Below are 14,701 nucleotides of genomic sequence, written 5' to 3' on the forward strand. Positions count from 1 at the left end.
CAAAAAGTGTCTAGTGACGGTGCTCAGGACGGCTCCTTGGCAATCACCGAAATCTTCCCGTTACGCTCGATAATCGCAAACTTGATTTGCTCCAGGGTCTCGATGCCTTGGCTGGAGCGCGCGGCCTCCATGATGTCCGCCTCGATCAACCGCGCATGGCGCATCCGACCACGGAGGATGCGCCCGTCCTCGACGATGATGGTCGGGCCGCCATCGATCAGCCGTGAAACCCATTGGGAGCGCAGCTTGAGCAATGAAAAACCGACATCGATGGCAATCAGCGTCACGATCACCATCAGCGCGTTAGTCATCGAGAAGTCATCGCCCAACAGCGCCTGTTGAGTGGCCTCGCCGATGATCATCAACAACACGAAGTCGAACGTGGTGATCTCGGCCAGGGAACGCCGTCCGGCGATCTTGAACAACACCATCAATGCCGCATACAACGCGGCGGCTCGCAGTACCGAATCCATAAGTCACCTAAGGAAATATGAACTGTTTGAAACTGACCGTGGCACCGCCAGGGGTGGCGATGCGGCTGTGATAGGTGCCGAACCCTTCGCCGAGCAATGACAGATACAGGCTGGCTTGGCCTTGCTTGTCCGCTTGGACCCAGAGCGTCATGCCCTGCCCCGCGCCCGCCGAACGCATCGGTGGCGGTTGCAGCGCTTGCACCTCGAAACCTTCCAGCCAATCGCCGCCCAACGCCACTTCCAGCACGGCGTTGGGTTGGCCCTTGAGCCGGATGGTCATGGCATTCGCGGAGCCGTTGCGGTGGAACGCCTGGTATTCAACGCCCAGGCTACCGTCGCTGCTGTACAACTCCCGGTCGCTCAACGGGCCTCGGGAAAACAGGCCGAGCAAGGTCAGGATCACCAGCAGCACCAATACGTACCAGCCCACTCGCTCAAAACGCCAGACCTTGTGCTGGAAGACCATGTCTTCGCGCACCGGGAATTGGCGGCTGCGGTGATCGTCCTGCTCGTCTTGATCGGTCATGGTCGGCCCCTATCGACGCTCACCCGCCACGGCGCGGTGGTGAAAAGTGGGCAATTGCTGCAACACGTATTCGGCGGCCCACAATTGCACTTGGCTGCGGTTGCCGAAGAACCGCTCGCGGCGACTGAACAAGGCGCGCTGGCCGTTCACCTCGAACGCCCAGGCAAAACAGACGGTGCCGGCGGGAATACCGTCCTTATCCTCTGGCCCGAGCAGGCCGGTGGTCGCCACTGCTACGTTGGCATTGGCATCGCGCAAGGCACCAAGAGCCATCTCCTCGGCGACTTCCCGACTGGTGAGATTGAACGTCTCGATGGTGCGTGGGCTGACACCGAGCAAGCGCTGCTTGGCTTCAGGGGAATACACCACGTAGCCGCTTTCGATCAGTGAACCACTGCCGGGCACCTCGGCCAGCAGCGTGACAATCTGCCCGGCGGTACAGGATTCGGCCGTGGTCAGGCGCAGGTCATGTTCGCGCAGATAATCAACCAGGGTTTGGGCAACAGTCATGGCAAACGGTCCTTCAGGGATGCTGATGGGTTGACCCCTGCCGTTTTGATTCATTCCCTTTATCGCACCGTCAGCCAGATCCTGGAAATAAATGAAACCCCTGTCTGTAGCCGTACCTCAAACCTACATGGGCCTCATGCAGGGGCCGTCCTGATCAGGAGGTCGTCATGTCTGCACCTTTCGTCAAACTGTTCACGCATCCTGAGTTCGCCTGGGCCGACATTCGCGAACAGGAACAGGCGCATCCACGCCACTACCTGGCTCACTTGCTGTTGCTCGCGCTGATCCCAGCGGTGTGCCTGTTCATCGGCACCACTTGGACCGGTTGGAGCCTGGCCGAAAACGAAACGGTACGACTCAGCAGTGCCAGCGCGTTCCAGCTGTGTGCGCTGCTGTACCTGACCATCGTGGTCGGCGTCACGCTGATGGGGCTGTTCATCCGCTGGATGTCCCGGACCTTCGAGGTGCGTCCGACGGTCAACCAATGCATTGGTTTCGCCGCCTACACCGCCACGCCCTACTTCCTGGCCGGGTTTTTCGGGTTGTATCCGAGCCGCTGGCTGGCCGTGGCGGTGTTGTTGCTGGCGTCGGCCTACTCGACCTTCCTGCTGTTCGTCGGATTGCCCAAGTTCATGGGCCTCAAGAAAGAACAGGGCCTGCTGTATTCGGCTAGTGTCTGGGGCGTCGGTTTGCTGGTCCTGGTGACGATCCTGGTGGAAATGATCCTGCTCTGGTTCAACTACCTGCAGCCGGAATATCTGCGTGTGCCGGTGGGCTGAGGGCGTTTTCGGGGCGCACAATGCCGGTGACGGCGGCTTTGCAGTGCCCGGTCTTCGCAATCTTTGTGCAACCGGATTATCCTGCGAGTTTTGCCCCCCTGAATTCGATGTGGCGGGACTGGATTGCCCCGCCCTTTAAGGCCAAGAATTATGTCATCGCCAAGCAAGCGCTCTCCCAACGTGCCACAGCGACGAGAGCTGAGCCCCAGTGACCTGAACTTCCCGGTGGTGGGAATCGGCGCTTCGGCGGGCGGCTTGCAGGCCATCAAGCAGTTTTTCGAGCACATGCCCAAGGACAACGGCATGGCGTTCGTCATCGTCCTGCACCTGGCGCCGGACCATCAGAGCCTGGCCGGCAAGATCATCCAGGAAACGACCAAGATGCCGGTGCTGCAGGTCACCGAAACGGTGCCGATCCGCAAGAACCACGTCTACGTGATTTCCCCCGCCCAAAGCCTGCACATGAATGACGGCTATCTGCATGTCACCCCGGCCGAACCCCGCCAGGGCGGGCACGTGGCCATCGACCTGTTCTTCCGCGACTTGGCGGATGTGCACAAGGAAAGGGCCTTTTGCCTGGTGTTGTCGGGCACCGGCTCCGACGGCGTCGTGGGCCTGTCGAGAATCAAGGAACAAGGCGGCGTGACCATCGCCCAATCCCCGACAGATGCCGAGTTCGATGGCATGCCCCAGGCGGCCATCGATACCCAGATGGTCGATCTGGTGCTGCCAGTGGCGGAAATACCGCAAAAGCTCCTGGAGCTGTGGCACAACTCCCAGGCAATCCGCCTGCCCACCGCCAATGACCCGGAAATTCACACCCAGCCGCCGACCTCCGAGCGCGAGGCCGCCGCGGCCGAGCAGTCACTGCATGACATCCTAGTGCAACTGCGCGCCGGTACCGGCCATGACTTCAAGCACTACAAACGCGCCACGGTGCTGCGCCGTATCGAACGGCGGATGCAGGTCACCGCCCAGGCGGATTTACCGTCCTACTACAGCTACCTGCAGAACCATCCGGATGAAACCAAGGCCTTGCTCGGCGACCTGCTGATCGGCGTGACCAACTTCTTTCGTGACCGTGAGGCATTCGAAGCCCTGGAGCGGGACGTGCTGCCCAGCCTGCTCCAACCCGTCGAGCCCGGCAGCGTGCCTCCAGAGGAAGTACGCGTCTGGTCGGCGGGCTGTTCCACCGGTGAGGAGGCCTACACCCTGGCGATGCTGGTCAGCGATCAACTGGTGCATGACGCCAGTCCCGCGAAGCTGCAAGTGTTTGCCACCGATATCGATGAACGCGCCATTACTGCGGGCCGTAACGGCGCGTACCCAGAGGCGATCATCACCGACGTGCCCCCGACCCGGCTGCGTCAATACTTCCTTAAGGATGGCCACAACTACCGCGTGCGCAAGGAGATCCGCGAGCGGGTGCTGTTCGCCAAGCACAACCTGCTGTCGGATCCGCCGTTCTCGCAGATCGACCTGATCGTCTGCCGTAACCTGCTGATCTACCTCGACCGCGAGGTCCAGCGCGAAATCCTGCAAATGTTCCACTTCGCCCTGCGACCGGGGGGCTATCTGTTCCTCGGTTCGTCGGAGTCGGCCGATGCCTGCCATGAGCTGTTTACGCCAGTGGACAAGCGCAACCGGATCTTCCGCAGCAAGTACGGCACCGCCAGCAGCCGCCGTACACCGACCATGCCTCGCGGCGGTTATGTGCGCACGACGGCCTCCCCGACGACGCCCCTGGCCCCCCCGATACGCAAGGTGTCGTTTGCCGACATCCACCTGCGCGCCATCGAACGCTCCGCGCCGCCGAGCATGATCGTCGACGCCAACGCCGACATCCTGCACATCTCTGAAAGCGCCGGTCGCTTCCTGCGCCATGTCGGCGGTGAGATGTCGCGCAACCTGCTGACGCTGATCAATCCGCAGTTGCGCCTGGAAATCCGCACCACCCTGTTCCAAGTCAACCAAAGTGGCCAGGCGGTCAAGTCGCGCCAGGTCAACCTCGAGCGGAATGACCGACGGTTCCTGGTGGATCTGCTGGCCCAGCCCTATCGCGACGACCAGTCCGACGGTGACTTTGTCTTGGTGGTGTTCGATGAGGTGGAAGTCGACGCGGCCGAACAGCTTGAATCCAACACCGACCAGACCGAAAACCAGGTCCTCTCCAACCTTGAACGGGAACTGCAGCGCACCAAACTGCATCTGCAGGACACCATCGAGCAGGCCGAAGTCTCCAGCGAGGAACTCAAGGCCTCCAATGAGGAAATGCAGGCGATCAACGAAGAGTTGCGCTCGGCCACCGAAGAGCTGGAGACCAGCAAGGAAGAGCTTCAGTCGATCAATGAAGAACTGCTGACGGTCAATTACGAGCTCAAGACCAAGGTCGAAGAAACCGACAAGATCAACGACTACCTCACCAACCTGATCGCCTCCACCGACATCGCCACGGTGTTCGTCGACCGCAGCGTGCGCATCAAGTGGTTCACGCCAAGGGCCACGGAGATCTTCAGCATGCTGCCGGTGGACACCGGCCGCTCGCTGCTGGACATCACCCATCGCCTGGATTACGCCGACATGGCTTCGGACGCCACGCAAGTGTTCGAGTCCTTGAACATGATCGAACGGGAAGTCAGCAGCAACGACGGCCGCTGGTACATCGCCCGGCTGCTGCCGTACCGCTCCAGCGAGGACCACATCGACGGCACGGTGTTGACCTTCATCGACATCAGCAAGCGCCGGGCGGCCGAAGAAGAACTGCGCCTGGGAGAAGAACGCATGCGACTGGTGGCCGAAAGCACCCGGGACTACGCGATCATCCTGCTGGATGAACATGGCGTGATCACCCGCTGGAACACCGGGGCCGAATTGATTTTCGGCCATTCCAAGGCCGAAGCCGAGGGCGCCTATTACGACTTCATCTTCTCGCCCCAGGACCGCGCCGACGGCGTGCCGGAAAACGAATTGAGGCTGGCCCGGACCAACGGGCGTAGCGAGGACGAGCGCTGGCACCTGCGCAAGGACGGCAGCCGCTTCTTCTGCAGTGGCGAGGTCACCTTGCTACAAGGCGACCACCAGCAGGGCTACGTGAAAATCGCCCGCGACCTGACCGGGCACAAGCGCCTGCACGAGGAACAGACCCAACGGCTGATGGAAACCCAGAACACCAGCCACCTGAAGGACGAGTTCTTCGCAGTCATGTCCCACGAACTCAAGCACCCGCTGAACCTCATCCAGCTCAACGCCGAGTTGTTGCGGCGTTTGCCAGTGACCAAGACCGTCAGCGCCGCGGCCAAGGCCGTCAACACCATCTGTGACGCCGTGGCCAGCCAGGCACGGATCATCGATGACCTGCTGGACGTGGCCCGGGTGCGCACCGGCAAGCTCAAGCTCAAGCGCCAGGCCGTGGACCTGGGCCGGGTGCTCCAGGATATCTACACGGTGGTGATCAATGACAATCACCCGAACAAGGTGACCCTGGAATTGCCCGAGGGGCCCGGCGAGCTGATCGTCAACGCCGACCCGACCCGGTTGGAGCAGGTCATCTGGAACCTGGTGAACAATGCCCTGAAGTTCACCCCCAACGGTGGCCGCGTGCAGTTGATCGCCAGCAAGGACGGCAGCATGGCGCGACTGGACGTCAAGGACTCCGGCGTGGGCATCGAGGCCGAGCATTTGAACGAAGTATTCGACCTGTTCGGCCAGGCCGAGACCCAACACGCGACCCATCAACGCGAAGGGTTGGGCATCGGCCTGTCCCTGGTGCGGCAGTTGACCGAGGCCCATGGCGGCAGCGTGGAGGTCAAGTCCGATGGGTTGGGCAAGGGCTGCACCTTTACCATTCGCTTGCCCTTGAGCAAGCTCGAAGAACCACAAGCCAAGCAAGCGCCCAGCAGTGAGCAATCCGGTCGTCTGAGCGGCCTGACCGTGCTGTTGGTGGATGACTCTCCCGAAGTGCTGGATACCCTCAAACTGCTGTTGGAGATGGAAGACGCCCAGGTCCTCGCCTTCGACCTGCCGCAAGAGGCCTTGCAAAGCGCCCGGGACGCCCGTTTCGATGTGGTGATTTCTGACTTGGGCATGCCGGTGATGAACGGGCATGAGCTGATGCAGGCATTGCGCAAGTTGCCCCATGTCAAACACATTCCGGCCATTGCGTTGACGGGGTATGGGGCGTCGGTGGATATGCAGAAGTCCCGGCAATCGGGGTTTGATCAGCACATTGGCAAGCCGGTTTCCTATGATGAGCTGATTGATACGATTGAGCAGTTGTTGCGTTCGCAGGTTTATTGAGTCGGGCTGCGCTCTCAGGCAATAAAGATGTTGGATGTGCCGGCCTCATCGCGAGCAAGCTCGCTCCCACAGATTTCACGGTGTACATGGACTTCGTGCCCGCTGAAGATCCAATGTGGGAGCGAGCTTGCTCGCGATGGCGGTGGTTCAGTCACATGATGTAACGGATATACACCCCAATACCTTAAATCTTCCTCATACCAATACGCCGACGCATCTCAGCCGTAATACTCTGCCGGGTCTTCTTAAGCCCAGCCCAAGGCTCGTGCCCAACCTCCGCCAGACGCTCATGGACATTGTGCACATTCCAAAGATTGGCCCCCTTGAGCTCAGCCACCTCCTCTCGAAAAATCGGCACCGACACCGGCAGCCCTTCCCGAGTCCGAGCGGCATACGCGCAGATGGTGGTAGCCCCCAGCCCATTGCGCAGATAATCGATAAAGATCCGCCCTACCCGGTTCTTCGGCCCGGAGACCGCCGAGAACCGGTCCGGCAACAACTTGGCCATATGACTGACAATCGCATGGCTAAAGCCCTTCACCTCATCCCAACCCAGCTTGCGCGTCAACGGCACCACCACATGGATGCCCTTGCCGCCGCTGGTCTTGAGGAACGCCTTGAGCCCCAGCTCATCGAGCACCGATAACGTGAGTTGCGTCGCCTCGACCATGCTTTTCCAGGGCAGCGCCGGGTCCGGGTCAAGGTCGAGTACGAAACGGTCGGGCTTGTCCAGGTCGACGGACGTGGCATTCCAAGTGTGCAGTTCCACCGTACTCATCTGCACCGCGCCGATCAGCGCCTCGGCGTTGTTGATGATCATCACCGGCTGCCCGGTCAGCTCCTTGTCCAGGCTGGTGATGCCGGGAATCGCCAGGCGCTCGGGGTTCTTCTGGAAAAACAGCTCGCCGGCGATACCTTCCGGCGCCCGGACCAGGGCCACCGGGCGCTCCGCCAGCTCCGGCAGGATGAATTCGGCCACGCTGGCGTAGTACTCGGCCAATTGCAGCTTGGTGGTGCCGCTGCTGGCGTCGATGACCCGGTCCGGGTGGGTGATACGCACTTTGCCGTCCATCGCCGGCGTCTTGGCTTTTGTCTTCGACTTGCCCTTGGCCGGCGTCGCTTCAGGCGCGTCCTGGGTGCTGGTTTTCTTCGTCGCGGTGGTTTTCTTCACGGGTTTGGCAAGCTCCTGGGTAATGGCCTCGGCCGGCTTGTCGTCACGCAAGCCATGGAAAACCGCATGGCGCACCGAGCCTTCCTTGGTCATTTCGGCAAAAGCCACCTCGGCCAACAACGTCGGTTCGAGCCAGTGCACGCCCTTGGCTTCGTAGCCGGTGGGCGGATTTACCACGGCGGGCTTTTTCGTCTCCAGGGGCAACAGCTGCTGGTAGATGCTTTTAAGGGTGGTTTCGTTGAACCCGGTGCCGACCTTGCCGGCGTAGCGCAACTGGCCGCTGTCGGCATCGTGCAGCCCCAGCAGCAAGGCACCAAAGGCACTTCGCGCGCCCTTGGGATCGCTGAAGCCCACCACCACGAACTCCTGGCGATTCTTGCACTTGAGCTTGATCCAGTCATTGCTGCGCCTGGACACATAGGCACTGCCGACGCGCTTGCCGATCAGCCCTTCCATCCTCATCTGGCAGGCGCTGTTGAGCAGCGCATCGGGGGTTTCCTCAAACGCATCGGAAAACCGCAGCAAGGGGCTTTCGTTGGGCTCCAGTACCGCGGCCAAGGCGGCCCGGCGTTCTTGCACCGGCACTTTGCGCAAGTCCATGCCATTGAGATAAGGCATGTCGAACAGGTAATAGGCGATCTTGCCGCTGCTGCCGGCCTCGAAGGCGTTTTGCAGGGCCTGGAAGTCCGGCACGCCGTCGTCGTTGGCCACCACCATCTCGCCGTCGAGCCAGGCCGATTCCAGCCCCAGCGCGGCCAAGGCCTCGGCCTGTCTTGGCAACTTGTGGGTCCAGTCATGGCCGTTGCGGGTCAGCAGCCTGACGTCGCCGTTTTCGATGCGTGCCATGACCCGGTAACCGTCGAACTTGATCTCATAGAGCCATTCGCCGTCGGGTGCGCTTTCCACCAGCGTCGCCAGCTCCGGCTTGAGGGTTTCCGGCAGCGGCCCGGCGACTGCGCCGCTGAGGGTGGTTTTCGAGGTGCGTTTCGGTGATTTAGGCTGGGCGGCTTTTTCCGGTTTTTTCACCGCGTTGGCCGCCGCGGCCTTGCCTCGGCGCTTGGGCACGATGGTGCGATCGCTGAGCACGCTGTCCGGCTCGGCCTGGACCACATCGTATTCGCTCTCGGGGCGGGCGGCCGGGTCCTGATGCTTGATCAGGAACCATTGCTCTTGCTTGCCGGGCATGTGGGTACGCACCAGGTTCCACAGGCCGCTGAGCTTTTCGCCTTGCAGCTCGAACTTGAGCCGGCCTTTTTCATAGGCCTCGTGGGGATCCCCTTGGGGAATCCAGACGCCCCGGTCCCAGACGATCACGTCACCGGCACCGTAGTGGCCTTCGGGAATACTGCCCTCGAACGTCGCGTAATCCAGCGGATGATCTTCGACATGCACGGCCAGGCGCTTGGCCTTCGGGTCCAGGGAGGGCCCCTTGGGCACTGCCCAGCTCTTGAGCGCGCCGTCCAGCTCCAGCCGGAAGTCATAATGCAGCCGCGTGGCATCGTGCTTTTGAATGCAGAACTGCAGGGCATGGGCGCTTTTTGCCGATTTTCGTGAGCGTTTCGCCGCCGGCTCCGGGGTGGCGGCGAAATCGCGCATGCGGTTGTAGTCATCCAGGGTCTTGCTGCTCATGGACCACCTGCCACTTGCTGCAACGCTGGATCGGCGACGGGCATCCCGGCGGTTTCCGCGAGCAACTGATCGACCACGCGGCTCAAGGCCTGTTCGACCGAATCACCCAGTAGCAGGCCTTGTTCGTAGAGCACGATCTGTCGATCGGCGCTGGAGCCTTCCTGGACGATCCGGCGGGCCTGCTTGAACACGTCCTGGACGCCCAACTCGGCAGCGGTTTCACCGAAGGTCTGCTCCGCCAGGGTGAGCCATTCACCGATCAGCATCGGTTGCTCCTGCCCCTCGACGATAAACTCCGCGAGAATCCCGTGGCGCTTGGCCCGCCAGCGGTTTTCCTTGAGGATCCACTGGGACATCTGGCTGTAGTGGGCGCCGGGCCGGCGCAGCGTGACGGCATGGGCCACCATCAGGCGAAACAGCGAGACCAGGCACAGCACGTCCTCTGCCCGAGGGCAGGCATCGCAAATGCGCAGCTCCAGCGTGGGATAACGTGACGAAGGTCGTATCACCCACCAGCAATCGCTGGCCTGGCGAATGGAACCGGTGCGCATGAGCATGTCCACGTAGCCGGCAAACGCCGATTCATCTTCGAAATACTCCGGCACGCCCATGCGCGGCCATTCATCGCAAGCGACTTGTCGATAGCTGCTGAAACCACTGTTGCCACCGTTCCAGAATGGCGACGACGCGCTCAGGGCCAAGAACATTGGCAACCACGGCAGGATCTCATTCATCACCCGCACCCGGTCCTGGGTCGCGGGCACTTCCACGTGGACGTGCAGGCCCGAGAGCACGCTGCGCCGCGCCACCCGCTGATAGTCATCGAACAATTGCTGGAAATGCAGCTCATCGGTGGGCTGCAGCACTTGGGTGGCCATCGGATGCGAGCCCGCGCTGAGCAGGCCCAGGCCATGCTCGGCCAAGCGCTTGGTCAGGCCGCTGCGCACCTGGGCCAGGTAATCGGCCGCTTCGGGCAGGCTGCGAAAGATGGGCGAGGCCATCTCCACCTGGCATTGGAACATTTCATGGGCGAAATGCTTGCCCAGCTCGGCCTGGCACGCCGCGATCACATGCGCGGGGGGCTCACCCGGCATGCAACGGGTTTGCAAATCAGTGATGAAATACTCCTCTTCAACGCCGAACTTCATGCGCCTGTTCATCGATAGTCCCTCCGATAGCCCCGCCGAGACCTGCGCCAATGCGGGTTACAACCAACGCCACCACGGCGATCCTTTCCACGTCCTGATAACCCGGCGTGAGCAATTCCTCACCGAACACGTCCGGGTCCAATTCCTTGTAGGTCCAGCCGAAATCCGCTGAGTCACGCCACTGCCCCAGCGCTTCCAGGAACGGGTCGCGTCCGTCCACCATCGCCACGCCGGTATAGAGCACCAGCGAGCCGCCCGGTGTGAGCCGGGGCAAGGCCTGCTCGACGATACGCAGCGACAGCCCGGCGCCCAATGTTCCGCCACCGTGGCGATAGGCGCGCTCGGCGGGATCGGCCATGTATGGCGGGTTGGCGACGATCAGGTCGAAGTCGCCGACCACGTCTTGCAGCACGTCGCTGCGGCTGACCTCGACGTTGGCCACCTCCGCCAGCGCGGCGTTCACCGCGCACAGGCGCAGGGCTTGAGGGTTGATGTCCACGGCCAGCACTTGCGCTTCACGGCGGGCGCGGGCAATCACGATGGCACCGACACCGGCGCCGCAACCGATGTCCACGGCGCGCTGCACGGCGGTGAAGTTCTGCTGCAGATGAGTATGGATCAGTTGGGCGAAGCGGTAGCTGTCAGGGCCGAAAAACACCGCATCATTGGCCTGGGTGGGAAATTGCGAATGGGCAAACAGCAAGCCATCCAGGCTCGACCAGCGCACCCGGCTATACAGCAAGCCATCGCGTGCTTCCAGCACCTGGGCGTCTTGCAGTTGCCGCTGTTCGTCGGCGCTGATCAGCCCCGGCGCAAACGGACGCGACCAGCCGAACACGTCCCGCAAGGTCTTGGAACGCTCATTGCCGGGCCGCTGGTTGACCCGTTCGTGGGTCAGCGGCGTCGGGGTGACGAAACGGTAGCCGTCGGCTTGCAGGCGTCGGCCCAGTTGTAACAGCGCAAGGTCCGGTTCGGACAGGCGTGCTTCCTCAGTCATGCAGGGCTCCCTAGCGAAGTGCGGATTTGAGTTCGATGAACCGGCGAGTCGCCAACAGTCCGGCCGGATGGCTGTGGCAGCGGGCGCAAAGCCAGGGCACCAGGGCCTGCATCTGCTCGTCCGGCGTGCGGCCTTGCAGCGCCAGTTGCAGGCTTTGCACATCGGGATCGTCCATCGGCGTCACGGGCTCACACACGGCGCCCGAACCACGCCGGGCAGCGGATTTCGCGCCCTCATCCCGCCAGTCACCGGCAATCCAGTCGCGCAGCAGTTGTTTTTCGTAGGGGCTGAACACCCCGAACATGGCCGCGCCTGGCCCATCGATCAGCGTCCAGAAACGGCTGTTTTGCGGATCTTCATGACGCTTGATCCAGCCTTTGTTTTGCATCGCGGCCAGGAACCCTTGCAACTGGCCCGGTTCCGAAAGCCACTGGTTGACGGTCTTGCCTTCGAACTTGCAGTAGTCGGAGTGCATGTGCTGGCCGAACGGGCGCTTGCGTTCGAGCATGTCCAGCACCTCGCGATCCAGGTCGAACGCGCCGATGATGGCCCGGCTGCCCTGCCCCAGGTCATTGAGGCGATAACCCAGCGTGACTCGTTGCCAGAAGGCCTCCCGGTCGGCTTCCATCGGCATCAGTTGCAACAGCGACTGCACGGCCTTGTGGGCGTGGCCGGTGCTGGCGTTGTCGATGGTGACGTGGAGGGTGAAATAGTACGGATCAATGTCCAGCTCGCTCAGCTCGTAAGCACTGACCAGCAGATGCAGGGGCAATTGCTCGTAGCCCAGGTTGTAGCCGATGACCTCCGGCAGGTACTCGTCGCCGGCATAACCCAGGGCCAGTTGCACGGCGCCTTGCAGATACAGGTCATCGTCGATGTCCGGGGCGTCCGACAGGTCGTGTTCGGCGAGCAGCTTGCGATAAAGCACCACGTGGTTCTGTGACGGATGACCGTCCCCCAGCTCTTCCAGGTAGGTGCACAGCAACCCTTCGAAACGGTGGTCGTGCCAATGCTTGACCACGCCATACAGCCAGGCGCCGTCCACCCGTTTGGTCGGCGCAACAGCTTGCAGGAAGTACAGGGCGTGAGCCTTGTTGCTGAAAAACTCCCGCGGGCCGCCGCTTTTTCGCCGTTCCAGGTAATCCGCGTATTGCCGGGCGACGCCGGCGCTGTGGTGCTCGACCCAGGTCGACAGCGCCATGGGATCGTCCGGCATCTCCTGGGGCAGCGCCGCAGCCTTTGCGAGGCATTGCTGGAGGAAGGCTTGGGCGACGGCTTGCTTGTCAGCGTCGTCAGGGCCTTGGAACAGCCGCTCATAGCATTGGCGCACCTGTCCCCCATGGGTGACAGGGTGCACGGTGGCTGGCCGGGATTGGAGGGGTGTCAGCGCAGTCATAAGGGCCTCTTGGGTTCTCGGCGGACGCTGAATCAGAACGTCTCTTTTGTTGCAGAGCGCTGGGAACGGCGAAAAATTCCATTGGGTTGAACGGCAGGCGGATAAACGGGGCGATGCGTAGATGATGGGAACCCTCGTTTCGCTTCAGCCCTCGAATGCTGAGAACTACCCAGTTGTAGATGTCGAGAGCGCTGTTGTGGCGAGGGAGCTTGCTCCCGCTGGGTCGCGAAGCGACCCCAATGCCGCGAGCGCTTCGCACTCGAGCGGGAGCAAGCTCCCTCGCCACGGTTAGTCGACACTCGGTTATCCCAAGGAGCAACGATGACGTTCACAGTATGGGTAGCGGTGCTCGGTGCGGTGTTGCTGACCCTGGCCCTGACGGCCTCTTATCTGCGCTGGATGCCGGTCACCACCTCGGCGATGTGCCTGGTGCTGGGCGTTGCCATCGGGCCGCTGGGGTTGGGCGTGCTGAGGCTGGACATCAGCGACTCGTCGGTGTGGATGGAACACCTCACGGAAGTCGCTGTGGTGTTTTCGCTGTTCGTCAGCGGCCTCAAGTTGCGCCTGCCTCTCAACGACCGGACCTGGCGCGTGGCCTATGGGCTGGCCGGGCCGGTGATGATCCTGTGCATCGCCGGCCTGTGCCTGGCGCTGCACTATCTGTTGGGCCTGAGCTGGGGCGTGTCGATGCTGATCGGCGCGATGCTGGCGCCCACCGACCCGGTATTGGCGGCGTTGGTGCAGGTCAACGATGCCCGGGATGACGACCGAGTGCGGTTCGGCCTGTCGGGCGAAGCGGGACTGAACGACGGCACGGCGTTTCCCTTCGTGATCCTCGGCCTGTTGATGCTCCGTGAAGACGGCAGCGGTTTTCTCGGTGAATGGCTGCTGCGCAACGTCCTGTGGGCCGTGCCGGCCGGTTTGCTGGTCGGCTACTGGATGGGCCGTGGCATCGGCAAGTTGACCTTGTCGATGCGCATCAGGAATGCCGACAGCACCTTGTCGCCCAACGACTATCTGGCCCTGGCGCTGATTGCCTTGGCTTACGTCGTGGCGGAGTGGATCCAGGGCTACGGATTTCTCTCGGTGTTCGCCGCCGGGCTGGGGCTGCGTCAGGCCGAGGTCAAATCCACCGATGAAACGGCACCGCCGGCGGAGCACCTGGTGCAACCGGTGGTGGGCCACGAAACCGTCGATCCCCAACAAGCCGTCGCAGGGGATACCGAGTCGCTGGACGATGGCCAACTGGCCGCCGGGGTCATGATGAGCGACATGCTGGCGTTCGGCAGTCTGGTGGAACGGTCGATGGAGGTGTTCCTGGTGACGTTGCTGGGGGTCGTGCTGGCCAACCATTGGGATTGGCGAGCCTTGGCGGTCGGCGCCCTGCTGTTTGTCGTGATTCGCCCGTTGAGTGTGCTGGTGGTGCCCTGGCGGCGATTGCTCGACGGACCGCAACGGCTGCTGATCGGCTGGTTTGGCATTCGCGGGGTCGGCAGCCTGTTCTATCTGTTTTTCGCCTTGAACCATGACCTGCCGCCAGGCGTGGCGCAACTGTGCATCAACCTCACCCTGTCGGTGGTGGCCTTGAGTATTTTGATTCATGGGGTCACGACCCAGCCGACCCTGGCATGGTACGAGCGCCGCAAGCATCCGCGTTGAGGCACTGTGGCAGGAGATGAACGCTGTTGTGGGGGGGGGGGGGGGGGCCCCGGGGGGGGGGGGGGGGGCCCCCGCGGGGGGGGGGGGGGGGAACCCAGCGGGGGCAACAACCACGCC

Annotated in this window: 10 protein-coding genes; 3 read left to right on the forward strand and 7 right to left on the reverse strand. The window is 62.3% G+C overall.

Annotated features, from left to right (window positions below; translation table 11 throughout):
- Positions 1 to 23: 23 nt before the first annotated feature.
- Genes ACIPQ1_RS07070 through ACIPQ1_RS07080 form a run of 3 tightly spaced genes read right to left on the reverse strand, consistent with a single transcriptional unit; the run spans position 24 to position 1,509 of the window.
- Complete coding sequence (locus ACIPQ1_RS07070; RefSeq protein ID WP_186705687.1) at positions 24 to 473, reverse strand: DUF421 domain-containing protein; 450 nt, start codon at positions 471 to 473, stop codon at positions 24 to 26.
- Positions 474 to 480: 7 nt separating this feature from the next.
- Positions 481 to 999 carry a hypothetical protein gene (locus ACIPQ1_RS07075; protein ID WP_446533837.1) on the reverse strand — a complete coding sequence of 173 codons (519 nt, stop codon included), beginning with the start codon at positions 997 to 999 and terminating at the stop codon, positions 481 to 483.
- Between the two features lie 9 nt (positions 1,000 to 1,008).
- On the reverse strand, positions 1,009 to 1,509 hold the full coding sequence (locus ACIPQ1_RS07080) for a CinA family protein (protein ID WP_250965073.1): 501 nt from the start codon (positions 1,507 to 1,509) through the stop codon (positions 1,009 to 1,011).
- Between the two features lie 167 nt (positions 1,510 to 1,676).
- Here ACIPQ1_RS07080 and ACIPQ1_RS07085 point away from each other — a divergent pair, with 167 nt between their 5' ends.
- A complete protein-coding gene (locus ACIPQ1_RS07085; RefSeq protein ID WP_446533838.1) occupies positions 1,677 to 2,288 on the forward strand; it encodes a Yip1 family protein in 612 nt (203 codons plus the stop codon).
- A gap of 150 nt (positions 2,289 to 2,438) precedes the next feature.
- Positions 2,439 to 6,584 (forward strand): CheR family methyltransferase, encoded by a 4,146-nt coding sequence (locus ACIPQ1_RS07090; RefSeq protein ID WP_446533839.1) that lies wholly within the window; start codon positions 2,439 to 2,441, stop codon positions 6,582 to 6,584.
- Between the two features lie 184 nt (positions 6,585 to 6,768).
- On the opposite strand, the gene ligD is transcribed toward ACIPQ1_RS07090, so the two are convergent.
- The 4 genes from ligD to ACIPQ1_RS07110 are packed head-to-tail and all read right to left on the reverse strand — an operon-like array spanning position 6,769 to position 12,925.
- Positions 6,769 to 9,384 (reverse strand): DNA ligase D, encoded by a 2,616-nt coding sequence (gene ligD / locus ACIPQ1_RS07095; protein WP_446533840.1) that lies wholly within the window; start codon positions 9,382 to 9,384, stop codon positions 6,769 to 6,771.
- On the reverse strand, positions 9,381 to 10,544 hold the full coding sequence (locus ACIPQ1_RS07100) for a carboxylate-amine ligase (protein WP_446533841.1): 1,164 nt from the start codon (positions 10,542 to 10,544) through the stop codon (positions 9,381 to 9,383). The genes ligD and ACIPQ1_RS07100 overlap by 4 nt, the downstream gene beginning before the upstream one ends.
- Positions 10,516 to 11,529, reverse strand: coding sequence for a methyltransferase (locus ACIPQ1_RS07105; RefSeq protein ID WP_446533842.1), 1,014 nt, complete (start codon positions 11,527 to 11,529; stop codon positions 10,516 to 10,518). The genes ACIPQ1_RS07100 and ACIPQ1_RS07105 overlap by 29 nt, the downstream gene beginning before the upstream one ends.
- A 10-nt stretch (positions 11,530 to 11,539) precedes the next feature.
- Positions 11,540 to 12,925 (reverse strand): iron-containing redox enzyme family protein, encoded by a 1,386-nt coding sequence (locus ACIPQ1_RS07110; RefSeq protein WP_446533843.1) that lies wholly within the window; start codon positions 12,923 to 12,925, stop codon positions 11,540 to 11,542.
- Positions 12,926 to 13,246: 321 nt separating this feature from the next.
- Here ACIPQ1_RS07110 and ACIPQ1_RS07115 point away from each other — a divergent pair, with 321 nt between their 5' ends.
- Positions 13,247 to 14,584 (forward strand): cation:proton antiporter, encoded by a 1,338-nt coding sequence (locus ACIPQ1_RS07115; RefSeq protein ID WP_411384713.1) that lies wholly within the window; start codon positions 13,247 to 13,249, stop codon positions 14,582 to 14,584.
- Positions 14,585 to 14,701 lie beyond the last annotated feature (117 nt).

Source organism: Pseudomonas sp. LARHCG127, assembly GCF_052871455.1.

Bases quoted from the DNA above. Each gene is read 5' to 3' on its own strand.
- ACIPQ1_RS07070 (WP_186705687.1), bottom strand. From the start codon at position 473: ATGGATTCGGTACTGCGAGCCGCCGCGTTGTATGCGGCATTGATGGTG.
- ACIPQ1_RS07075 (WP_446533837.1), bottom strand. From the start codon at position 999: ATGACCGATCAAGACGAGCAGGACGATCACCGCAGCCGCCAATTCCCG.
- ACIPQ1_RS07080 (WP_250965073.1), bottom strand. From the start codon at position 1,509: ATGACTGTTGCCCAAACCCTGGTTGATTATCTGCGCGAACATGACCTG.
- ACIPQ1_RS07085 (WP_446533838.1), top strand. From the start codon at position 1,677: ATGTCTGCACCTTTCGTCAAACTGTTCACGCATCCTGAGTTCGCCTGG.
- ACIPQ1_RS07090 (WP_446533839.1), top strand. From the start codon at position 2,439: ATGTCATCGCCAAGCAAGCGCTCTCCCAACGTGCCACAGCGACGAGAG.
- ligD (WP_446533840.1), bottom strand. From the start codon at position 9,384: ATGAGCAGCAAGACCCTGGATGACTACAACCGCATGCGCGATTTCGCC.
- ACIPQ1_RS07100 (WP_446533841.1), bottom strand. From the start codon at position 10,544: ATGAACAGGCGCATGAAGTTCGGCGTTGAAGAGGAGTATTTCATCACT.
- ACIPQ1_RS07105 (WP_446533842.1), bottom strand. From the start codon at position 11,529: ATGACTGAGGAAGCACGCCTGTCCGAACCGGACCTTGCGCTGTTACAA.
- ACIPQ1_RS07110 (WP_446533843.1), bottom strand. From the start codon at position 12,925: ATGACTGCGCTGACACCCCTCCAATCCCGGCCAGCCACCGTGCACCCT.
- ACIPQ1_RS07115 (WP_411384713.1), top strand. From the start codon at position 13,247: ATGACGTTCACAGTATGGGTAGCGGTGCTCGGTGCGGTGTTGCTGACC.